15 protein-coding genes are annotated in these 22,613 nt (G+C 68.8%); 9 read left to right on the top strand and 6 right to left on the bottom strand.

What is annotated here, in order from left to right:
• Positions 1-20 precede the first annotated feature (20 nt).
• From fdhD to xdhC, 6 genes are all read left to right on the top strand, one after another.
• Complete coding sequence (fdhD, locus tag ACTX90_RS15215; RefSeq protein WP_443442340.1) at positions 21-851, top strand: formate dehydrogenase accessory sulfurtransferase FdhD; 831 nt, start codon at positions 21-23, stop codon at positions 849-851.
• Between the two features lie 59 nt (positions 852-910).
• Entirely contained in the window at positions 911-3,232 is a 2,322-nt protein-coding gene (locus tag ACTX90_RS15210; protein ID WP_443442339.1) for an FdhF/YdeP family oxidoreductase, read from the top strand.
• 220 nt (positions 3,233-3,452) lie between these two features.
• The gene (locus tag ACTX90_RS15205) at positions 3,453-4,931 is read left to right on the top strand and encodes a nucleobase:cation symporter-2 family protein (RefSeq protein WP_443442338.1); all 1,479 of its coding nucleotides are present in this window, start codon (positions 3,453-3,455) and stop codon (positions 4,929-4,931) included.
• 388 nt (positions 4,932-5,319) lie between these two features.
• Positions 5,320-6,795, top strand: a complete 1,476-nt coding sequence (locus ACTX90_RS15200; protein WP_443442337.1) for a xanthine dehydrogenase small subunit — start codon at positions 5,320-5,322, stop codon at positions 6,793-6,795.
• Positions 6,792-9,140, top strand: coding sequence for a xanthine dehydrogenase molybdopterin binding subunit (gene xdhB, locus ACTX90_RS15195; RefSeq protein WP_443442336.1), 2,349 nt, complete (start codon positions 6,792-6,794; stop codon positions 9,138-9,140). The genes ACTX90_RS15200 and xdhB overlap by 4 nt, the downstream gene beginning before the upstream one ends.
• Positions 9,130-9,957, top strand: a complete 828-nt coding sequence (gene xdhC, locus ACTX90_RS15190) for a xanthine dehydrogenase accessory protein XdhC (RefSeq protein WP_443442335.1) — start codon at positions 9,130-9,132, stop codon at positions 9,955-9,957. The genes xdhB and xdhC overlap by 11 nt, the downstream gene beginning before the upstream one ends.
• Here the strand turns inward: xdhC and ACTX90_RS15185 are convergent.
• On the bottom strand, positions 9,916-11,283 hold the full coding sequence (locus tag ACTX90_RS15185) for an FAD-binding oxidoreductase (protein ID WP_443442334.1): 1,368 nt from the start codon (positions 11,281-11,283) through the stop codon (positions 9,916-9,918). The two genes, xdhC and ACTX90_RS15185, sit on opposite strands and share 42 nt — an antisense overlap.
• Positions 11,284-11,452: 169 nt before the next feature.
• Here ACTX90_RS15185 and ACTX90_RS15180 point away from each other — a divergent pair, with 169 nt between their 5' ends.
• Together ACTX90_RS15180 and ACTX90_RS15175 are read left to right on the top strand one after the other, a co-directional pair.
• On the top strand, positions 11,453-12,133 hold the full coding sequence (locus ACTX90_RS15180) for a GntR family transcriptional regulator (RefSeq protein ID WP_424678293.1): 681 nt from the start codon (positions 11,453-11,455) through the stop codon (positions 12,131-12,133).
• Positions 12,134-12,199: 66 nt separating this feature from the next.
• Positions 12,200-13,189 carry an aldo/keto reductase gene (locus tag ACTX90_RS15175; RefSeq protein WP_113607037.1) on the top strand — a complete coding sequence of 330 codons (990 nt, stop codon included), beginning with the start codon at positions 12,200-12,202 and terminating at the stop codon, positions 13,187-13,189.
• Between the two features lie 4 nt (positions 13,190-13,193).
• On the opposite strand, the gene ACTX90_RS15170 is transcribed toward ACTX90_RS15175, so the two are convergent.
• The 3 genes from ACTX90_RS15170 to nirB form a co-directional block, all read right to left on the bottom strand.
• Positions 13,194-14,294 (bottom strand): uroporphyrinogen-III synthase, encoded by a 1,101-nt coding sequence (locus ACTX90_RS15170; RefSeq protein ID WP_047120167.1) that lies wholly within the window; start codon positions 14,292-14,294, stop codon positions 13,194-13,196.
• Positions 14,291-15,307, bottom strand: a complete 1,017-nt coding sequence (gene cobA / locus ACTX90_RS15165) for a uroporphyrinogen-III C-methyltransferase (RefSeq protein WP_047120166.1) — start codon at positions 15,305-15,307, stop codon at positions 14,291-14,293. Before cobA ends, ACTX90_RS15170 begins: the two co-directional genes overlap by 4 nt.
• Positions 15,308-15,521: 214 nt before the next feature.
• On the bottom strand, positions 15,522-18,104 hold the full coding sequence (gene nirB / locus ACTX90_RS15160; RefSeq protein ID WP_443442333.1) for a nitrite reductase large subunit NirB: 2,583 nt from the start codon (positions 18,102-18,104) through the stop codon (positions 15,522-15,524).
• Between the two features lie 274 nt (positions 18,105-18,378).
• On the opposite strand from nirB, the gene nirD reads away from it, so the two are divergent.
• Entirely contained in the window at positions 18,379-18,744 is a 366-nt protein-coding gene (gene nirD, locus ACTX90_RS15155) for a nitrite reductase small subunit NirD (RefSeq protein ID WP_113607034.1), read from the top strand.
• A 265-nt stretch (positions 18,745-19,009) separates the two neighbouring features.
• Here nirD and ACTX90_RS15150 read toward each other — a convergent pair whose 3' ends face one another.
• Together ACTX90_RS15150 and ACTX90_RS15145 are read right to left on the bottom strand one after the other, a co-directional pair.
• A complete protein-coding gene (locus ACTX90_RS15150) occupies positions 19,010-20,497 on the bottom strand; it encodes an FAD-dependent oxidoreductase (RefSeq protein WP_047120163.1) in 1,488 nt (495 codons plus the stop codon).
• Entirely contained in the window at positions 20,490-22,613 is a 2,124-nt protein-coding gene (locus ACTX90_RS15145) for a molybdopterin oxidoreductase family protein (RefSeq protein WP_443442332.1), read from the bottom strand. Before ACTX90_RS15145 ends, ACTX90_RS15150 begins: the two co-directional genes overlap by 8 nt.

The raw sequence follows: 22,613 nt of genomic DNA, 5'->3' as shown, positions 1-22,613 counted from the left end.
AAGAACAAACAGGGAGCACCATGGGACGCAAGATCATCCGGCGCCGCGTCATCCGAGCCATGTCGGATGGGACCACCCGGGTGCGCGAGGAGAAGCTGGCCGGCGAAGAGCCGCTGGAAATCCGCTTCGGGCACACCTCCTTCACGACCTCGATGCGCACCCCCGGGGACGACTTCGACCTCGTGGCAGGGTTCCTGTTGGCAGAGGGAATCGTCACCAAGTCCGAGCACCTGGTGGCGATGCGCTACTGCCTGGGCACCGACGAGGACGGAAACCAGACATATAACGTCATAGAGGTGCAGCTGGGTTTCGGCGCCGTACCCCCTCAGCTGAGCGCCGCGCGCAACGTGGTGACCAGTTCGGCCTGCGGCATCTGCGGCACCAACTCGATCGACGAGGTGCGCAAGAAGTCCACCTTCGAGCTGCGCGAGGACTGCGGCCATGTGGACCTGGACGTGTTGTTGTCCATGCCGGACACGCTGCGCGAATCGCAGAAGCTGTTCTCCTCCACCGGCGGCGTGCACGCGGCAGGCCTGTTCTCCACCCGCGGGGATCTGCTGATTCTGCGTGAGGATGTGGGCCGCCACAACGCGGTGGACAAGGTAATCGGGGCGGCCCTGCGCGAAGGTCGCATGCCGCTGTCCGACACCGTGCTGCAGGTCTCCGGCCGCGCCTCCTTCGAGCTGGTGCAGAAGGCGGCCATGGCCGGCATCCCCGTGCTCACCGCGGTGAGCGCGCCCTCCTCCCTGGCCGTGGACCTGGCCCAGGATGCGGGGCTGACGCTGGCCGCCTTCTCGCGCGGGCACAGCGTAAATCTTTATACGCATGCGCATCGCGTCCTGAACGCGTAGCGTGGTAGGTGTGTGGCTGGCGCCACAGCATTTCGGCAGGCATCAGACGGAGGATTGACATGCATCGCCCGGCTCCCAAGGAAGACATCAACGAGGACGACCTGAAGGTCACCGAGCCCGAACACGCGGCCGCGGGACTCAAGGCCGTCATGGTGTCCATGGAACGCGGCTTCTCCGAAGCCGGCCCTTCGCGGACCCTGCGTTCCATGCTGCGCATCAACCAGCGCGGCGGCTTCGACTGCCCGGGCTGCGCCTGGCCCGAATCGATTACCGGCGCCCGCAAGCCCGCGGAATTCTGCGAGAACGGCGCCAAGGCGATCGCCGAGGAAGCCAGCGCCCGCACGGTGACCCCCGAGTGGTTCGCCCAGCACCCGATCTCCGTGCTGCAGGACAAAACCGAGTACTGGCTCGGCTCCCAGGGCCGCATCACCAACCCGATGATCATCCACGCGGGGGAGACCCACTACCGCCCGATCAGCTGGCCCGAAGCGTTCTCCACGATCGCCGAGCACGTCAACGCCACCGCCCCGGACCGCTGCGTGTTCTACACCTCCGGGCGCACGGCGAACGAAACCGCGTTCATGTACCAGCTGCTGGCCCGCTCGCTGGGCACCAACAACCTGCCTGACTGCTCCAACATGTGCCACGAATCCTCGGGCACGGCGCTGAACCCGACCATCGGCATCGGCAAGGGCACCGTCTCGCTGGAGGACTTCGAGCATGCCGAGGCGATCTTCGTGGTCGGCCAGAACCCCGGCACCAACCACCCGCGCATGCTCTCCGCGCTGGCCGACGCCCGCAAGCGCGGGGCGCGCATCGTGGCGGTCAACCCGCTGCCTGAAGCAGGATTCTTCGGATTCAAGGATCCGCAGACGGTCAAGGGCATGCTGGGCAAGGCGGAGCCGATCTGCACCGACTTCCTGCAGATCAAGGTCGGCGGCGACCTGGCCCTGTTCCAGGCCTTCGGCCACCTGCTGCTGCAGTTCGAGGGCGAGAACCCGGGCTCCGTGGTGGACCACGAGTTCATCGCCTCGGTGACCGACGGGTTCGAGGCCTACCAGCAGGCCCGCTCCTCCATCGACTGGGACGCCACCGAAAAGGCCACCGGGCTGACCCGCGCCGAAATCACGGATGTCGCCCGGCTGCTGGCCAAGTCCAAGGCGACCATCATCTGCTGGGCGCTGGGCCTGACCCAGCAGCCGCACTCGGTGCCGACGCTGAAGGAAATCATCAACCTGCTGCTGCTCCAGGGCAACTTCGGCAAACCCGGCGCCGGCGCCTGCCCGGTGCGCGGCCACTCCAACGTGCAGGGCGACCGCACCATGGGCATCTGGGAGAAGCCAACCGAGAAGCTGCTGGCCTCGCTGGATGAGGAATTCGGCATCGAGTCGCCACGCAAGCACGGCTACGACTCCACCGAGGCGCTGCACGCCTTCGAGAAGGACGAGATCGATGTGTTCGTCTCCATGGGCGGCAACTTCGCGCTGGCCAACTCGGAGACCGAAGCGCTGGAAGCCGGCATGCAGCGCGCCAAGCTGACCGTGCACATCTCCACCAAACCCAACCGCTCGCACGTGGTGCACGGGCAGACCTCGCTGATCCTGCCCACCCTGGGCCGCACCGACAAGGACGACAAGCACCCCGGCGGCGCCCAGTTCCTGTCGGTGGAGGACTCCATGTCGGTCATCCACTCCACCCAGGGCCGGCTGAACCCGGTGTCCGACCACCTGCTCTCCGAGCCGGTGATCGTCGCGCGCATGGCCCAGGCCATCCTGGGCGACGACCATGCGGTGGACTGGCGTGCGATGGCCGAGGACTACGACGTGGTCCGCGACCACATCTCCCGGGTGCTGCCCGGCTTCGAGGACTTCAACCGCCGGGTGCGCGAGAAAAACGGGTTCGTGCTGCCCAACCCGCCGCGCGATTCGCGCTCCTTCGCCACCGACATCGGCAAGGGCCGCTTCACGGTCTCCGAATTCGAGGCGCTCGAAGCCCCGGAAGGCCACCTGATCCTGCAGACCATGCGCTCGCACGACCAGTACAACACCACGTTCTACGGGCTGGATGACCGCTACCGCGGGATCAAGGACGGGCGCCGCGTCATCCTGATCCATCCCGAGGACCTCCAGGAAGCCGGTTTCAAGGACCGCGACCTGGTGGACGTCATCTCCACCTTCCGCGGGACCGAACGCCGGGCGAACCGCTTCCGGCTGGTGTCCTACCCGACGGCCAAGGGCTGCGTCGCCGCCTACTTCCCGGAGGCCAACGCGCTGGTGCACCGCGACCTGGTGGCCCGCGAGTCCAACACCCCGGGATTCAAGGCAATGATGGTGCGCTTTGTGGAGCACACCGAGGATCCGGGTCCGACATTGGACAGCTGAGCGCTAAACAACAGCCCACGGACGGGATTCGAACTGAATTCCGTCCGTGGGCTGTGCTCGTTCCCGCGGAAAACGGGCCGCGCGGGCAGGGACTGGATGATGCAAAGTGCATCACGTCAAGCGCTTGCCCCCGGAAGAGGCTGTATTGTTGCGACACAATATAAGGTGTCCGGCTCCCGGGTCAGAGGAGCCGCTACAGTCCATCGATGAGGATCTTCCTATGAGCGCGGCCCGCAGCAACGCAGCCACCAGCACCCGACCCGAAGACGAACGCCTGCCCCCGGGGCGCACCATCGCCTACGGTTTCCAGCACGTCTTGACCATGTACGGCGGAATTATCGCGCCGCCGCTGGTGATGGGCGGAGCCGCTGGCATGGACACCGCGCAAATCGGCGTGCTCGTGGCCAGCTGCCTGTTCATCGGAGGCCTGGCAACGATCCTGCAGACCCTGGGCATCCCGTTCTTCGGCGCCCAGCTGCCGCTGGTGCAGGGCACCTCCTTCTCCGGCGTGGCCACCATGATCGCCATCCTCAACGGCGGCGGAGGCATGCCTGCGGTATTCGGTGCGGTGCTGGCGGCCGGCGCCATCGGCATCGTCATCGCCCCGTTCTTCGCCAAGCTGCTCAGATTCTTCCCGCCGGTGGTCACCGGCGTGGTCATCACCATCATCGGCATGTCGCTGTTCCCGGTCACCGCCGACTGGGCCATGGGCGGCGCCACCGCGGGCGAGGACTACGGGTCGCTGAAGAACATCGCGCTGGCCGCCATCACCCTTGTGATCCTGCTGGCCCTGTCGAAGTCCGGAGTCCCTGCGCTCTCGCGCCTGTCGATCCTGCTGTCCATCGTGCTGGGCACCGTCGTGGCCGCCTTCATGGGGCTGGCCGATTTCTCCACCGTGCTGGACGGGGACATCTTCGCGTTCCCGACGCCTTTCGCCTTCGGCCTGCCGGTTTTCGAACTCGGCGCGATCATCTCCATGATGATCGTGATCCTGGTGACCTACACCGAAACCACCGCCGACATGCTCGCGGTTGCCGAGGTCACCGGCTCCAAGGTCGATGCCAAGCGCATCGCCAACGGCCTGCGTGCCGACATGCTTTCCTCCACCGTCGCCCCGGTGTTCAACACCTTCACCCAGTCCGCCTTCGCGCAAAACGTGGGCCTGGTGGCGATCACCGGCGTCAAGAGCCGCTTCGTGGTGGCCGCCGGCGGCGGCATCCTGGTGATCCTGGGCCTGCTGCCGGTGCTCGGGCGCGTCGTGGCTTCCATCCCGACCCCGGTGCTCGGCGGCGCCGGCATCGTGCTGTTCGGATCCGTGGCGGCAGCCGGCATCCGCACCCTGGCCAAGGCCAAGGACGACAACATGAACATGCTGATCATCGCGACTTCGCTGGCCTTCGGCTGCATCCCGATGGTGAAGCCCGACTTCTACGAGCACTTCCCGACCTGGGTCGGCACCATCTTCCAGTCAAGCATTTCCTCGGCCACCATCATGGCTGTGCTGCTGAACATCATCTTCAACGAACTGACCTGGCGCAAGAAGGAGGATTCGGGCCGCACCGTCTACAAGTACCAGCTGACCGGCTTGCAGGACGGCGACCGGCTGATCGACGGCAAGCTCTATGACAGCAAGGGCCTGGAAATCAAGGTGATCTCCGAGGAGCAGGGCGAAGCGGGCGACAGGCCTATGCCGCTCTGATTCGGTGAGAATTCTGCAGAACGCGTGAACCGCATCCGGTTCGCGCGTTCTTTTTTCCGTGGCTATACGGCGGAATCCCGCGCAGTGGGAAGCACTCGATGCGCCCGGGTGTGAGCTGGAGCACACTAAGTGTGGTAGTTTCAATAATTGAATGAAGTTCGGTGCAACAACCACGGGAGGCGCGTCATGGGCGGGTCCTTGGCTTGGGGGAAGGGCCAGATCGCCCACGGGTGTTAACCGCGGGCCGCGGCTGCATGGTGCTCAGTTCCGCTCCGGGCGGGAATTTCTCCCGCCCCGAGGCTGAGTCCGCCAGCTCCCGGCCGAGCATGCACAAATCGTTCAACTTCTTTCACTATGCGCCCGCGCAGGGCGCAGGAGGTGAGGCACTGTGGTTTCGGAAGCTGCGGGAACGCCCGGGTGCACCGTCACCGTCAACCAGCAAGCCCGCGAATTCACCGGGCCGCCGCATACCAACGCCTTGGACTTCTTGCGCGGGCTCGGGCTGACCTCGTGCAAGGAAGGCTGCGCCGAAGGCGAATGTGGCGCCTGCGCCATCCTGGTGGCGCGTCCCGACGGAGAGCGCCCGCGCTGGACCGCGGTGAATGCGTGCCTGCTGCCGGCCGCCGCCTTGGACGGCCAGCACGTGCTGACCGCCGAGGGGCTGGGCACCGTTCGGGAGCCGCACCCGGTGCAACGCGAAATGGCCGAGCGCGGCGGATCCCAGTGCGGCTACTGCACCCCTGGGTTCATCTGCGCCATGGCCGCTGAATACTACCGCCCGGAACGCGCCGAGGAGCAGGTCGCCGAGGCCCCGGGCCACCATGCCGGAGGGCCCAACGGCTTCGACCTGCATGCGCTGTCGGGAAACCTGTGCCGCTGCACCGGCTACCGGCCCATCAGGGATGCCGCCTTCGCGCTCGGGATGCCAGAGCCTGAGGACCAGCTGGCCCAAGCGCCGGCGACGGCCCCCGCGGCCACCGACTACGGCAGGGCGGATACCCCGGCAGGAGATCCCGGACGCTACCGCCGGCCCGCCTCGCTGGCCGAAGCGCTGCGGATCCTGGCCGAAGAACCGGGAACCCGGGTGGTGGCCGGGGCGACCGACTGGGGCGTCGAGGTGAATATGAGGTTCGCGCGGGCCCAGTCGGTGCTGGCCATCGACCGGCTTCAGGAGCTGCGCCGGGTGGTGGAGACCGATGACTGCCTGGAACTGGGGGCCGCCTGCACGCTGAGCGAACTTGAGCGCGTGCTGGCCGGGAGGGTTCCGCTGTTGTCGCTGCTCTGGCCGAACTTCGCCTCCCGGCTGATCCGCAACTCGGCGACGCTCGGAGGGAATCTCGGCACCGGTTCGCCCATCGGGGATTCGCCACCGGTTTTGCTGGCCCTGGACGCGCAGCTGGTGCTGGCCTGCAGTGCCGGGGAGCGCGTGGTGCCGCTGGATGAATACTTCACCGGCTACCGGCAGACCGTGCGCCGGCCCGAGGAACTGATCACCGCGGTCCGCATCCCGCTGCCGCTGGCTGGGCTGGTGTCCTTCCAGAAGGTCGCCAAGCGCCGCTTCGACGATATTTCAAGCACCGCCGTCGCGCTGGCCTTCGAGGTCGACGCCGGGCTGATCTCCCGCGCGCGGATCGGGCTGGGCGGGGTGGCGGCGATCCCGCTGCGGGCTACCGCCGCCGAACAGGCACTGGTCGGACAGGCCTGGAGCGAGGAAACCATGAGGGGTGCCGGCGGGATCCTGGCCGCCGAGGGGACGCCCCTGGACGACCACCGCGCCAGCGCCGCCTACCGGCAGGCGATGCTGGGCTCCGCGCTTGAGCGGTTCTTCGCGCAGCAGGACAGCGGAACGGGGGCAGGAGCATGAGCATCCAGCACAACCAGCGCCCGCAGGGTTCAGTGGTGGGGCGGGCCATCCCGCATGAATCGGCCTACGCCCATGTCACCGGCCAAGCGCACTATACCGAAGACCTGGCAGGGGCCCTGACCGGGGTGCTGCACGCCTATCCCGTGCAGTCGACGCACGCCCATGCCAAGCTGCTGAGGCTCGACACCTCCGCCGCGCTGCAGGTTCCGGGAGTGCGGCTGGTGCTGACCGCCCAGGACATCCCCGGGGTCAATGACCAGGGCGCGAAGCACGACGAGCCGATGCTCCCGGTGGGCGAGGTCATGTTCCACGGCCAGCCGGTGGCCTGGGTGCTGGGCGAGGACCTGGAAGCTGCCAAGGCCGGGGCAGCCGCGGTGGAGGTGGACTATGAGCCGCTGGACGCGCTGGTGACCCTGGGCGAGGCCATCGCCGCCAACAGCTTCCACGGCATCCAGCCGGTGATCGACAAGGGCGAGGCAGCCGCGGGCCTGGCCGCCGCGCCCCACGTGTTCTCCGGGGAATTCGAATTCGCCGGCCAGGAGCACTTCTACCTGGAAACCCAGAGCTCGCTGGCGCAGGTCGAATCCGATGGGCAGATCATGGTGCATGCATCCACCCAGCACCCCAGCGAAACCCAGGACATCGTAGCCCACGTGCTGGGGGTCGACGCCCACCGGGTGACCGTGCAGGCGCTGCGCATGGGCGGGGCGTTCGGCGGCAAGGAAATGCAACCGCACGGTTATGCAGCGGTCGCCGCCCTCGGAGCGGTGCTCACCGGCAGGCCGGTGCGCGTGCGGCTTGAACGAGCCCGGGATCTGACCATGACGGGCAAGCGCCACGGCTTCCACGCCTCCTGGAAGATCGGTTTCGACGAGCATGGGAAGATTGTGGCCCTGGCCGCGCAGCTGACCAGCGACGGCGGGTGGAGCCTGGATCTCTCCGAGCCGGTGCTGACCCGCGCCATGTGCCACATCGACAACGCCTACTGGATCCCCAACATCCAGGTGCGCGGCCGGGTGGCCAAATGCCACAAGACCTCGCAGACCGCCTTCCGCGGCTTCGGCGGGCCGCAGGGCATGCTGGTGATCGAGAACATCCTGGGTGAGGTGGCCCCGAAGCTGGGGCTCAGCGCGCAGGAGCTGCGCCGCCGCAACTTCTACGTCCCCGGCCAGGACACCCCGTACTACCAGCCGGTGCGCCATGCCGAACGGCTGCACCGGGTGTGGGAGCAGGTGCTGGACTCCTCGCAGTTCGCGACCCGCCGGGAACAGATCGAGGCCTTCAATGCCGCGCACCCGCACGCAAAACGCGCCCTGGCCATCACCCCGGTGAAGTTCGGCATCTCATTCAACTTCACCGCCTTCAACCAGGCCGGCGCCCTGGTGCTGGTCTACAAGGACGGGTCGGTACTGGTCACCCACGGCGGCACGGAAATGGGCCAAGGGGTGCACACCAAGGTGCTGCAGGTGGCCGCCACGGCGCTGGGCCTGCCGCTGTCCTTCCTGCGCCTGGCTCCGACCCGGACGGACAAGGTGCCCAACACCTCAGCCACCGCGGCGAGCACCGGCAGCGACCTGAACGGCGCCGCCGTGAAAGACGCCTGCGAGCAAATCCTTGCCAGGCTGGCGGTGCTGGCCGCCGCGGAGCTGGACGCCGAAGCCTCGGATGTGGTTTTCCGGGACGGGGCGGCCCATGCCCGCGGCCGGTGGCTGGACTGGAAAACGCTGGTGTCCAAGGCCTACTTCGGCCGGATTCAGCTCTCGGCCGCGGGGTTCTACAGCACACCCGGCCTGCACTGGGATTTGGAAACCATGCGCGGGGAGCCGTTCAAGTACTTCGCCTACGGGGCGGCCGTCTCGGAGGTGCAAGTCAGCCGCTTCGACGGCTCCTACCAGCTGCGCCGCGTGGATATCGTGCACGACGTGGGCGAATCCCTGTCCCCGCTGGTGGACCGCGGGCAGATCGAGGGCGGCTTCATCCAGGGCGCCGGCTGGCTCACCCTGGAGGACCTGCGCTGGGAAACCAAGGGACCGCACCGGGGCCGGCTGGCCACCGCCAGCGCCAGCACCTACAAGCTGCCCAGCTTCTCCGAGATGCCGCCGGTGTTCAACGTCGAGTTCCTGGACGACGCGCACGAGGACGGCGTGGTCTACGGCTCCAAGGCGGTCGGCGAGCCGCCGCTGATGCTGGCCTTCAGCGTGCGCGAGGCGCTGCGCCAGGCGGTGGCCGCCTTCGGCCCGGCCGGGCACCGCGTGAAGCTGGCGTCCCCCGCCACCCCGGAAGCGGTGTTCTGGGCGGTGCAGGAAGCCCGGGACGCCTGGGAAGGCGCCGGACGTGTGGATTGAGGACCTGGCCAGGTTGCGCGCCCAGCGCACACCTGCGGTGCTGGCCACCGTGGTGTCGGTGCGCGGGCACACCCCGCGGGAAGCCGGCGCGAAATTCGTGGTCACCGACCGCGAGCTACTGGGCACCATCGGCGGCGGGAACATGGAGATGCTGGTGGCCGCCCGCGCCAGGCAGATGCTCGCCTCCTCGGCCAGGTCGCCGGAACAGCTGGTGCTGCGGCTGAACGACAAGGCCGCGGCGGACTTCGGCAGGCAGTGCTGCGGGGGAGAAGCGGTGGTGCTGCTCGAACCGGTGCCGGCGCGGCCGGTCATCGCCGTTTTCGGCATCGGCCATGTGGGCCTGGAACTGGCGCACATCCTGGCCCGCCACGACGTGGAACTGGTGCTCTGCGACGCGCGCGCCGAGCAGCTCGCGCAGCTGGATGCGCTGGCGGCCTCTGCCCCGCCGGCGATGATCCGCCGGCAGCACGCGGTGCTCGGCGAACAGGTCATGGCCGAGCTGCCCGACGGGTCGCTGGTGCTGATCATGACCCACGACCACGCGGAGGACTTCCACCTGTGCGACGCGGCGCTGCGCCGCCCGGGCCTTGGCTATGTGGGGCTGATCGGCTCGGCCGCCAAATATGCGCGCTTCACCAAGAAGCTGGCCGATTCCGGCCACGAGCGGCAGGATATCGCGCGGATCACCTGCCCCATCGGGCTGCCGGGCATTCCCGGCAAGCAGCCCGCGGCCATCGCGGTGTCCGTGGCCGCGGACCTGCTGGTCCGGCTTGCCCTAGATGCCGCGCCCCGGAGTCAGGATGTTCTTCCGATCTAGCGCGTACTTGATCATCTGCTGGGTGTGCAAGGTGGCCTCGTCCAGCTGCCAGGGCAGCTCGGCCTGCTTGACCAGGCCGATGCCGTGCTCGCCGCTGATGGTTCCGCCCAGCTTGAGGGCCAGCCTGGTGATGTCGCCGATGACGACCTCCGCGGCGGCGTAGCCCTCCGGGGTGTCCTCGGCCTCGACCGTCGGGTGCAGGTTGCCATCGCCTGCATGGGCCACCACGGAGATGGTGCGCCCGTGGGCTTCGGCGATCCGCTCGATGCCGCGGAACACCTCCGCCAGTTCCCCGACGGGCACCGCGACGTCGCAGGAGACCCGCAGCCCCTGGGCGTTCAACGCGGGATTGGCCAGGCGGCGTGCTTCGAGCAGGCTGTCGTCCTGCGCAATCACCACCTGCGCGGCGCCGTAGCCGCGGCACAGTTCTGCGGTGTCGTTGGCGGCCTGCTCCGCCTGCAGCCCGGTGAACTGGCCGATCAGCAGGGCGCAGCCGTCCGAGGGCAGGCCGGAGGGCTTGTAGGCCTCGATGATCTGCACGCTGCGGGCATCGAGCAGCTCCAGCACCTCGGGGGTCTGCGCGCCGTTCACGATCGCCGTCACCGCGCGCCCGGCGTCCTCGATGGAGGTGAAGCTGGCGCGGAAGGTGCGCGGGGTGCCCGGGGCGATCGCCTTGAGCCTGACCGTGGCGGCGGTGATGACCCCCAGGGTCCCCTCCGATCCGACGAACAGGCTGGTCAGGTCCAGGCCCACGACGTTCTTCAGGGTGCGGGCGCCGGTGTGCAGGATGCTGCCGTCGGCCAGCACCACTTCTAGGGCCGCCACCGAGTCGCGGGTGACCCCGTGGCTGATGCAGCGCAGCCCGCCGGCGTTCGTGGCGATGTTCCCGCCGATGCTGGAGATCTCGGCGCTGGCCGGATCCGGGGCGAAGAACAGCCCGAGCTCCGCGGCCGCCCGGTTCAGCTCCGCGTTGATGACGCCGGCTTGGACCTCTGCCAGCCGGTTGACCGGGTCGATCCGCACGATCTTGTTCATCCGCTCCAGCGACACCACCAGCCCGCCGGCATAGGCCAGCGCCCCGCCGCTCAGACCGGTTCCGGTGCCGCGCACCGAGACCTTCACCCCGTACCGGTTGGCCCAGCGCAGCGCGGCGGAGACCTCCTGCGTGGATTCGGGGAACACCGCAGCCAGCGCGGGGCCCTGGGGCTCGTAGCGCGACTCGTCCCGCGAAACGCGGTCCAGCTCGGAGCCTCCGGCTATGAACCGGTCGCCGAAGAGGTCCTGGAGTTCATTGGTCGCAGGGGCGGTCGGGGTGCTTGCGTGCATGGGGTCCTTCGATCTGGTGCGAGTGAGTGAGCTACGCAACTTACTTTATATTATAAAATCTGCGGGTCAAGGAAACGGGCCGATCCCCGCCGGTGCGATAGTCTTCAGGGGTGGGAGCAAACATCTTCCGCGATACTCGAGGCCAGCGGTGCGACGACGGAAGCGGGGGATGGTGCCTACTTCGGAGCCACGGCGGCGCGGTGCGCAAAGTAAGGCGGACACCGCATACGCCCACATCAAGGAGCAGATCGAGCGGGGAGCTTTCGAGCCCTACCAGCGGGTGCTGGCAGCTCCCATCGCGGCAGAGCTCGGAGTGAGCGGGGTGCCGGTGCGCGAAGCCATCCAGCGCCTGGCCGCCGAGGGGCTGCTGCAGATCGTGCACAACGTCGGGGCCCGCGTCGCGGTCATCGACGACCATGCCTACCGGGCAGGCATGGAAGCGCTCGCCGTCCTCGACGGCACTGCCACGTCGCTGGCCGCCGGCCAGCTGGGCGCGGCCGACATCGAGCGGGCCGAAGAGATCAACGGCAGCATCCTGTCAATGCTCGATGACTTCGATCCCGCACTCTTCGAGGAGCTCAACACGCAATTCCACGAGGTGCTGTATTCGGCCTGCCCCAACGAGAGGATCCTGGAACTGGCCCGGTCCGAATGGAAGAAGTTCTCCAGCATCCGCGGGCCCGGCGCCGCCGTGGACCGGGACCGCGCGCGCGAATCCGTTGAAGAGCACGGGGAACTGCTGGATCTCATCCGGGGCTCGGTGCCCAGCGCGCAGATCGAGCAGGCCGCCCGCCGGCATGTGCTGAAATCCCTCGAAGCGAGGACCGGGCACCGCAGCCGGCTGCTGTAGCACTGCACGGTGGGAGCGCCGGCGGGTGCCCCCGGCCGGCACCCGGTCGCGGACTAGACTCGGATTATGGAACATCGTGAACTAGGAAGAACACAGCGCAGCGTCTCCGTGATCGGGCTGGGCACCTGGCAGCTCGGCGCCGACTGGGGCTCGGTGGACGAGAACGACGCGCTGGCCGTGCTGGACGCCGCCCACGCAGGGGGTGTGGACTTCTTCGACACCGCCGACGTCTACGGGGACGGACGCAGCGAGCAGCTGATCGGCCGCTGGCTCAAGGCCAACCCGGAGGCGGGCGTCACCGTCGCCACCAAGATGGGCCGCCGTGTGGAGCAGGTACCCGAGGCCTACACGCTTGAAGCATTCCGCGCCTGGAACGACCGCTCGCGCGAGAACCTCGGAATGGACACCCTAGACCTGGTGCAGCTGCACTGCCCGCCCACCGCCGTCTACTCCAACGACGCCGTCTACGATGCGCTGGACACCCTGGTCGCCGAGGGGCGCATCGCCAATTACGGCGTGTCGGTGGAAACCGTGGACGAAGCGCTGACCGCCATCGCGCGGCCGAACGTGGCCACGGTGCAAATCATCGTCAACGCCTTCCGGCACAAGCCCATCGAGCAGGTGCTGCCCGCCGCGCGCGAGGCAGGCGTGGGCGTCATCGCCCGCGTCCCGTTGGCCAGCGGCCTGCTGGCCAACCGCTACACCGAGGACACCCGGTTCGCGGCCGACGACCACCGGAACTTCAACCGCGACGGGTCAGCCTTCGACGTGGGCGAGACCTTCTCCGGGGTCGACTACGCCACCGGGCTGCAGGCCGCACGGGAATTCGCGGAACTGGCCGCCGCCGAGGCGCCCGGCGCCTCCAGCGCCCAGGTCGCCCTGGCCTGGCTGGCCGCGCAGGACGGGATCAGCACCGTCATCCCCGGAGCCCGCTCCACGGCGCAGGCACTGGCCAACGCCGCCGCAGGGTCGTTGCGGATCTCCGGGGAATTCTCCGCTTCCGTGCGCGATCTCTACGACCGGAAGCTGCGCGCCCAGATCCACCCGCGCTGGTGAAGGCTCAGGCGATGCGGTAGCCGCGCTTGATGACCGTGGTGATCAGCTGCGGATCGGGCAGGTTCTTGCGCAGCCGGCTGAGCGTCATGTCCAGCGCATGGCGTGAAGGCAGGGTGCTCAGCGAGGTGGCCAGCTCATCGCGGGAGACCACATTGCCGCCGGCCTGGAGCAGGCAGCGCAGGATCTCGGCGTGCAGCGGGGTGAGCGTGCAGTCCTCGTCATTCAGCGACAGCGTACGCCCGCGCAGCTGGCACAGGCCGCGGGAGGTATCCACGCTCAGCGTGCCCTGGTCGGCCAGGGCGGTGGCCAGCTGCAGCACCATGGCGCCCATGCGGTGGCGCTGCGGAACCAGCGGGCTGCGCACCCCGGCCTGGATCAGGGGTTCGGCGGTCACCGGCCCCACCGTCGCGGCCAGCACGCGTTCGTTGAATGAGCGGATCAGCGTGGGCAGCATGCCGCGGGAGGCCGCGGCGGTCAGCAAGGAGTGCACGCTGGGGGCGCTGGTGAAGGTCACCGCGTCGAAGCGGCCGGCGCAGATGCCGTCCAGCAGGGTGAGGATGTGCGGGGCGCCGCTGCTCTCCAGCCAGCGGTAGGGTTCGATCTTCAGCACGTGCGCGGCGCCGAGCGCCCTGATGTCGCGGGCCAGCGGGCGGTCGTTGTCCGCGTGCATCTGCACCGCCACGCTGGCCCCCTGCACCTCGCCGTGCAGCAGCTGCAGCAGCGCTTCGCTGGTTCCTGCCGCGGCGCTTCCAGCCACCGGCAGGCCCAGCGCCCGCACCGCGCCGAGCGCCTTGGCCCCGCGGGTGAAGATCCGGCAGGTCTCCAGCGCCCGTCCCAGCTGGTCGCCCAGGCCGGCGGCCTCCGCCGTGTCGAACCAGCGGCGCAGCCCGTAGGCGGTGGTCACCACCAGCACTGAGGGGCGTTCGGCGATGACCCTGCGTGTTTGGCCGAGCAGGAACTGCTCGTCCTCCAGCGGAGCGAGCCGCAGCAGCGGGGTGTGGGCGGTTTCGGCCCCGCGGCGTTCCAGGGCCTCGATGAGTTCGTTGGAGCGCCGGTCACTGGTCACCGCGATGCGGAATCCTGCCAGCTGCTGCGCGCCGTTCATGCGGTGGCTCCCAGGCTCAGCGGCGGCATCGCGTCCAGGGCCAGCGGCAGCGCCGCGACCTGTCCGATGACGATCACCGCGGGGTTCGCGCAGCCGGCCGCCCGGGACGCCGCGGCCAGCGTGGACAAGGTGGCGTGGGTGGTGCGCTGGGTGCCGGTGGTTCCCGACTCGATGACGGCGCAGGGCGTGTCGGCCGCCAGCCCGCAGCGGCGCAGCCCCGCCGCGGTATGCTCCAGGGTTCCCATGCCCATCAGCACCACGATGGTTCCGCCCAGGCCTGCCAGCTGGCGCAGCTGGTGCTCCTCCAGGGGATCATGGCCCGAGATCACGGTGAAGGCGCGGGTGACCCCGCGAGCGGTGACCGGGATGCCGGCCGCGGCCGGCACCGTGATGCAGGAGGACAGCCCGGGAACCACCTCGACCGGGATCCCGGCGGCGCTGGCGGTGCGCAGTTCCTCGAATCCGCGGCCGAACACGTAGGGATCCCCGCCCTTGAGCCGCACCACGTGGCGGCCGCGCAGCGCCTCCTGCAGCATCAGGTCCTCAATGCGCTCCTGGGCGATCTTGTGGTGCCCGGGCCGCTTGCCCACGTCGACGACGCGGGCCTGCGGCGCGAGGCGGTCCAGGAATTCACCGGGCGCCAGCCGGTCGCAGAAAACCACGTCCGCGCTGGCCAGCGCGGCGGCCGCGCGCAGCGTCAGCAGGTCCAGGGCGCCGGGTCCTCCGCCGACCAGGGTGATGCGGCCGCCCATTGCGCCGGGGTCCAGCTCGACCACCGGAATGCCTTGGGCCACAGCCTGTTGGCGCAGCGCGGCGAATTTCAGGGACTGCCCGGAACACAGGGCCAGGATGTCTGCCTGTCCCAGCAGTGCCGCGGCCCCCAACGGCGTGCTGGCCTGCAGCAGGGTGTCGACGAACTGCGCCTGCAGGTACCGCGCGGCGCGGGCGGAGGTTCCCGGAGCCGCCGCCAGCAGGACCGTGCAGCCGCCCAGCTCGATGTGCGCCCCGATCATTTTTCACTCTCCCGGGCCAACAGGGCGGTGCGGCCCTCGGCGTGGAGGCACACGGTGCCCAGAGTTGCTGCAAGACTGCGTGGATGATTCTGTGACATGGGGATACGCTCCAGGGTGCTCGCTGTTTCGGCTTGATTCACATGCTATCCAGGTCTTTTTGCCTGGAAATTTCGCAATTGTTTCACCGGCAATAACTTGTCGATTCATTCGTTTCTCAGTTGGCTGCCGGGCGCACGGGGATGCTCGCGCCCAGGTCCACCGGGTGGCGCTGGCCGCGTTCGCTGGCGTATTCCAGCTCGGTGTCGGAGATCTGGGGTGCGTTCACGAAGGAACGGAAACGCTTGAGCTTCTCAGGATCCGCCAGCGTGGCCGCCCATTCGTCCTGGTAGCTGGAGACATGGCGTTCCATAGCCTGCTCGAGCTCCGCTCCCAGCCCGAGCGAGTCCTCGACCACCACGCTGTGCACGGTGTCCATGCCGCCGGGCAGTTCCTGGATCCAGTGGGCGGTGCGCTGCAGGCGTTCGGCGCTGCGGATGTAGTACATCAGGAATCGGTCGATGTACCGCAGCAGCGTCCGGTCATCCACGCCGCCGGCCAGCAACTGGGCGTGGGCCGGGTTGGCTCCGCCGTTGCCGCCCACGTACAGGTTCCAGCCTTCCGCGGTGGCGATGACCCCGACGTCCTTGGCGCGGGCCTCCGCGCATTCGCGGGCGCAGCCGGAGACACCCATCTTGAACTTGTGCGGCGCGCGCAGCCCGCGGTAGCGCAGCTCGATGTCGATGCCCATGCCCACCGAATCCAGCATGCCGTAGCGGCACCAGGTGGAGCCGACACAGGTTTTCACATTGCGCAGCGACTTGCCGTAGGCCTGGCCGGACTCGAACCCGGCGTCCACCAGCTCGCGCCAGATCTGGGGCAGCTGCTCCAGCCGGGCGCCGAACATGTCGATGCGCAGCCCGCCGGTCAGCTTGGTGTACAGCCCGTACTTCTGCGCCACACTGGCGATGACCCCCAGCTTTTCCGGGGTGATCTCCCCGCCGGGGATACGCGGCACCACCGAATAGGTGCCGTCCTTCTGCATATTGGCCATGACGCGGTCGTTGGTGTCCTGTGCCCCTGCCAGACCGGCGTCCATCGGGTGCACGTTGGTCTGGCTGGCCAGGATGGAAGCGATGGTCGGCTTGCAGATGTCGCAGCCGCTGCCGGTGCCGAAACGCGCCATGATCTGCGGGTAGGTGCCCAGCCCAGCCAGGCGCACGGCCTCGAAAAGCTGCGGGCGGGAGAGGCTGAAGTGCTCACACAGGGCAGTGGAGACTTCCATGCCGTTGTTGGCCATTTCCGTTTCCAGCAGTTTCTTGAGCATCGGCACACAGGATCCGCACTGGGTACCGGCCCTGGTGCAGGACTTCAGCCCAGACACCGTGGTAGCCGGGCCGCAGCCGGCGCAAGCGCCACCCACCGCGCCGCGGACCGTCCCGGCGTCCACGTTGTTGCAGGAGCACACCACCGCGTCATCGGGCAGCTCGGTGTCCGGCGCCTGCCCGCCAGCGGCGGCGAGATAAGCGCCGGGCTCCGCGGGCAGCTCGCGTCCCAGCAATGGGCGCAGCGCCTGGTACGGGCTCGCGTCGCCCACGAAGATGCCACCGAGCAAGGTGGTGGCATCCTCGGAGACCACCAGCTTCTGGTACAGCCCGCGGGCCGCATCCGCGTAGACAACTTCCAGCGCGCCTTCGGAGCGGGCGAAGGCATCGCCGAAGGAGGCGACGTCCACCCCGGAGAGCTTGAGTTTGGTGGCGGTGTCGAACCCGGTGAATTCCCCCTGCCCGCCGGTCAGCCGGTCGGCGGCTACTTCCGCCATCGCATTGGCCGGGGCGACCAGACCCACGCACAGCCCGCCGAAGTTGGCGACCTCGCCGATGGCCCAGACGTGCTCTACCTCGGTGGCGCAGCCGCTGTCGATCACGATGCCGCCGCGCGGTCCCATGCCGAAGCGCGCGCCGTCCTCCGGTTGGGCCTCGTTGTGGGTGCGGGCCAGTTCGTCGCGCGGGCGCACGCCGATGGAGACGATCACCATGTCAGCCGCGATGACCTTGCCGTCTGCCATGTGCACGCCGGTCACCTGCCCGTTCTCGGAGAGGATCTTTTCCGGGTACACCCCGCCGTGCACCGTGAGGTCCTTCTGGGCGATCAGGCGCCCCAGCGCCTGCCCGGCCCCCTGGTCCAGCTGGGTGCCCATGAGCCAGTTCCCGCCGTCGATGATCAGCGCTTGCGCGCCCAGGGCCTGCACCCCGGCTGCGGCTTCCAGCCCCAGCAGGCCCCCGCCGATGGTGGCAACCACCGGGGTGCGTCCCAGCGTTGCGGCCAGGGTGCGCACCTGCTTGGCGATGCCCCGCACGTCCTCCAGAGTGCGGTAGACATGGGTCAGTTCGGCGCCGGGGATCGGCAGGGTTGCGGCGTTGGAGCCGGTGGCCAGCACCAGCTCGTCGTAGCCGAATTCGCGCCCGTCCTCGGTGCGCACCACGCGGGCGGCGCTGTCCAAGGCCACCGCGCGGGCCCCGGTTTCAAGGGTGAGGTGCTCCTGCTCCCATAGTTCCGCCTCGCCCAGGGTCAGGTCCACGCCGGGATCCGTCAGCGCCTTGGACAGGGCCACCCTGTCGTAGGGCAGGTGGGCCTCTTCGGTGAGCACTGTCAGTCGGGTGCCTGCCGGCCGGCGGGTGGCCATGGCTTCGGCAAAGCGGTGCGCGGCCGGACCGCCGCCGATCACGAGGATGTGTCGCTGTTCGCTGGAGGTATTCATGATGCCCTTTCGCTGGCGGACCCACGGGGTGTGGAGCGTCTGGCACCAGCCTAGGAAACGGATTTTGCCCCGCAGTTACCCCGGTGTTTCACCGGGCGCAATTTTCTCCAGCAGCCGCGCCCTACGGCGGTGAGGGATTTGAAACATGTTCGTAGCACAGTTCCGCCGCGGGGCTGTGAATCGGGCTTTACCGACCGGCAACGGGGTGGGACGGCGGCTGAAACATTGCGCTTTTAGGCTCGAAGCATCGGAACACCAGCGAAAGGACCCACCGATGACCACGCAACTGATTGACGCACCGGCCGCACTGTCCGAACTCTGCTTCGCAGACGACCTGGAAACGGGCTGGGGCGAAGCCGCCTGGCTGGAAGGTAAGCAGATCGCCGTATACCGCACGGAGCACTCCGGCTTCTACGCCAGCTCCCACCGCTGCCCTTCCACCGGGGCCAAGGTCATGGCCCGCGGCATCCTGGGGGATGCCACCGTGGACGGCCACCGCGTGGCCACCATCGCCTGCCCGCTGCACAAGGAGATCTACCGCTTGGACACCGGAGATTGCCTGAGCGCGCAGGGCACCGCGCTGCAGGTGTTCGGGGTGCAGGAACTCGACGGTCGGCTATGGATCGAGGCTTCGAAATGAGCAGGCACGCTGACATCAAGGGCGAGGACGTGGCTGACCTTGAACACAGCGCATGGTTCGGCTGGTAGGAGGTGAACACGGATCCACTGGCCAGCAGCCCCAGATGACCAGTCACGCTCCAACAAGTCCAGCTTCAAGTCAATACGCAGATCGACGCAACACAGCACACGCCGCTAGGAAAACCTGGCGGCGTGTGCTGGCTTAATGTGCTGGTTCAATGACCGGGCCGGGCTTCGGCGGGAACCGGCAGGCTCCCGCCGCCGGGCTAGATCCGGGCCGGGAGCCTGAGCATTTCCTCGATACGCTCCTTGCAGCCGCCGCAGCCGGTGCCGGCACGGCAGTTCGCGCCCACCTCTTGGACGGTGGAACAACCAGCCTGGACCGCCTGGGCCACCTGGCCGTAGGTGGCGCCCGAGCAGCGGCACAACTGGTCGTCGGCCCCGGCGGGTGCCTGCGCATCCTCGAATGGCGCATCCAGCCGCAACAACAGTGAAGGGTCAACCGGCAGCGCGCTGCCGCGCTCAAAACCCAAGGCCAGCTCGGCCCCGGTGCGCGGCAGGCCCAGGGTCAGGAAACCGGTGGGTACGCCGTGGCGCGCCACGATCTTCAGATAGCGTCCGGAGGCTGGATCCGCATACACGGTGACCTGCTGTGCGGGGTCGTCGAAGAATCCGGCCTGCACCGTGCCGGCAGCAGTGAGTTCCAGCCCCTGCCCCTTGAGCATCAGGATCTCGCCGCCCTGGGCCTGGGGACCTTGCATGCACCCCAGGTCCGGGGCGGGAGCGGAAGGGTGCGGCGCCGGATGGCTGAGCAGGTAGTCCGCCAGCCAACCGGCCTGCGCCCAGCCCGGGGCAAGCAATCCCGCGGGACGACGCCCGGCCACCTCGGCGCAGTCGCCCACGGCGAAGAGGCGCCCGCTGGAATCCGCCATCAGCTGCTCGTTAACCGCGATCCCGCTCCCGACGGCCAAGCCGCAGCCTTCGGCCAGTTCGGTGCGGGGACGCACCCCGGTGGACACCAGCAGGGCATCGGCATGCAGCAGCCCGTGGGTTTCGGTGGCCAGCGCATGGAAGCGTCCGTTCTGCTTTTGCACGCCGGTGGCGCGCACCCCGGAGAACACCTGAACCCCGGCTGCTTCCAGCTGCCGGATGAGCAGGGTGCCGCCGTCGGCATCCACCACGCGTCCCAGCGGCGCCGGGCCGTGGTGCACCAGCACCGGCCGGTACCCGGCGGATGCCATGGCCAGCGCCGCCTCCAAACCCAGGATGCCACCGCCGAGCACCAGCACCCTTCCATCTTCTCGAAGCACCGATTGCAGCTGCAGCGCATCATCTAGGGTGCGCAATACCAGCACGCCGGAAGGCAGCTCGGTGTCCGCATGCGGGTCGAAATTCAGCCCGGCCAGCGAGGGGATCACCGGGCGGGCGCCGGTGGCGAAGACCAGCCGGTCGTAGGGGACCGGGCCGTCGGCGGTGTGCACCACGCGCCGGGCCCGGTCCACCCCGGTGGCGGCCGTGCCCAGCCGCAAGTCCACACCCGCCGCGCGCAGCCGGGGTTCGTCGGCCATGCCCAGGTGCTCGGGCTTGGCAGCCCCGATGGCGACTTCGGCCAGCAGCACGCGGTTGTAGGCGGCGCGCTCTTCCGCGCCCAGCACCGTCAGATCAAGTTCCTTCGACCTGACCGCGGGCAGCAGGCCCTCGACCAGGCTTGAGGCCACGGGCCCGAAGCCGATGACTACCAGTCGTTCACTCATCTCGCTCCGATCGGGACAGCAGCACCGACGCGTGCTTGAACTCGGGCATTGAACTGTCCGGGTCCACCGCGTCGCCGGTGAGCAGGTTGGCGTTCTGGGTTTCGGGGAAGTGGAAGGGCAGGAACACGGTGTCCAGCCGGATTCCCGCATCCAGGCGGGCCCTCGCCTCGACGCGTCCGTGCGTGTTTTCCAGCAGCACGTCCTGCCCGTCGCTGATGCCGCGGGCCAGCGCGGTGTCCGGATGGATCACCGCCAGGGCGGCCGGCGCGGCCCGGTGCAGCTCGGCCACCCGGCGGGTCTGCGCCCCGGATTGGTAGTGTTCCAGCAGCCGCCCGGTGACCAGCGAAATGCTCCCGGGCTTCCTGCCGGCGTGAACGCCGGCAGCCGGTTGCGGGTAGACCGGTTCCAGCCGCGCCTTGCCGTCGGGGTGGGCGAAGCGCTGAAGGAACAGCCGCGGGGTGCCCGAGCGTTCGCCGGGCAGCTGGCTGATCGGTGTGCCGGCGGGACAGGGCCAATAGACCGCCGCACCCGCATCGAGGCTGTTGTAGTCCACCCCAGAGTAGTCGGCGATGCCTCCGGCCGAGGCCCGGCCCAGTTCCGCGAAGACCTCCCGCGGGTCCGCGCTGAAGGAGGCCGGGGCCTGCAGCCGGTCGGCCAGTTCGGCCAGCAGCCACAGCTCGCTGCGCGCCCCGGCCGGGGCGGCCAAGGCGGCGCGGCGGCGCAGCACCCTGCCCTCCAGGTTCGTCATGGTGCCTTCTTCCTCGGCCCACTGCAGCACCGGCAGCACCAGGTCCGCCTGCGCGGCGGTCTCCGAGAGGAAGAAGTCGGACACGACCAGGTAGTCCAGCCGGCGCAGCGCCGCGGCGGTGCGGTTGGCATTGGGGGAGGAGATGACCGGGTTGGAGCCGTGCATCAGCAGCATCCGGGCCCCGCCAGGTTCTCCCAGGGTTGCCAGCAGCTGCGCCGCCGGGATGCCCGGCCCGGGGATGATGTCAGGATCCACGCCCCAGACGCCCGCCACATGCCTGCGTGCCGCCGGGTCGGTGATCTTGCGGTAGCCGGGCAGCTGGTCGGCCTTCTGCCCATGTTCGCGCCCGCCCTGCCCGTTGCCCTGTCCGGTGATGGTGCCAAAACCCCCGGCCAGGGTTCCTGGCAATCCCAGCAGCAGGGCCAGATTGATCGCAGCGGACACCGTGGCGGTGCCGTTGGCATGCTGTTCCACCCCGCGCCCGGTGAGGATGTACACGGGTTTGCCGCCGGCATGGGCTGCTTGGGCCGCGGAAGCCAGAGCGCGCGCGGTCTGCCGGATCACGCTGGCCGGGACTCCGGTGAGCGACTGCACCCGTTCGGGCCACCAGGCCGCTAGCGAAGTACGCAGCGGGTCCAGCCCGGAAACGCGGGCTGCCAGGTAGCCGGTATCGGCCAGGTCCTCGGCCAGCAGCACGTGGGCCAGGCCGAGCAGCAGCTGCAGGTCCGTGCCGGGCGCCGGCTGCACATGGATGTCCGCCAATTCCGCCGTGGCCGAGCAGCGCGGGTCGGAGACAATCAGCCCGCCGTTCTCCCGCGCGGATTCCAGATGCCTGACGAAGGGCGGCATGGTGTCAGCGACATTGGAGCCCAGCAGCATGATGGTGCCTGCCCGGTCCAGGTCCGCCAGCGGAAAGGGCAGCCCGCGGTCCAGTCCGAAAGCCTTGTTGCCGGCTGCCGCGGCCGAGGACATGCAGAATCGCCCGTTGTAGTCGATGCGCGAGGTGCCCAGTGCCAGCCGCGCGAACTTGCCCAGCTGGTAGGCCTTTTCATTGGTCAGCGAGCCGGAGCCGAATACCGCCACCGCGTCCTTCCCGTGGGCCTTCTGCACAGTGCGCACCTGGTGCACCACCAGTTCCAGCGCCCGCTCCCAGCTCACCGGGCGCAGCACGCCGTCGGCCCCGCGTTCCAGCGGGGAATGCAGTCGTTCGGGGTGGTCCAGCAGCTGCGCGGCGCTGTATCCCTTGCGGCACAGCGCCCCGCCGTTGGTTTCGAAGTTCCGTCCGCTCAAGCCCACCGGCGTGGTGCCTGCATCAAGGGTGATCCCGCACTGCAGCGCGCAGTAGGGGCAGTGCGTCGCGACCGCCAT

This window comes from Glutamicibacter soli (assembly GCF_052322135.1).
Taxonomy (GTDB): Bacteria; Actinomycetota; Actinomycetes; order Actinomycetales; family Micrococcaceae; genus Glutamicibacter; species Glutamicibacter soli.
Note: the sequence above shows the minus strand (reverse complement) of the source record. Positions and strands in the feature narration are given on the sequence as shown.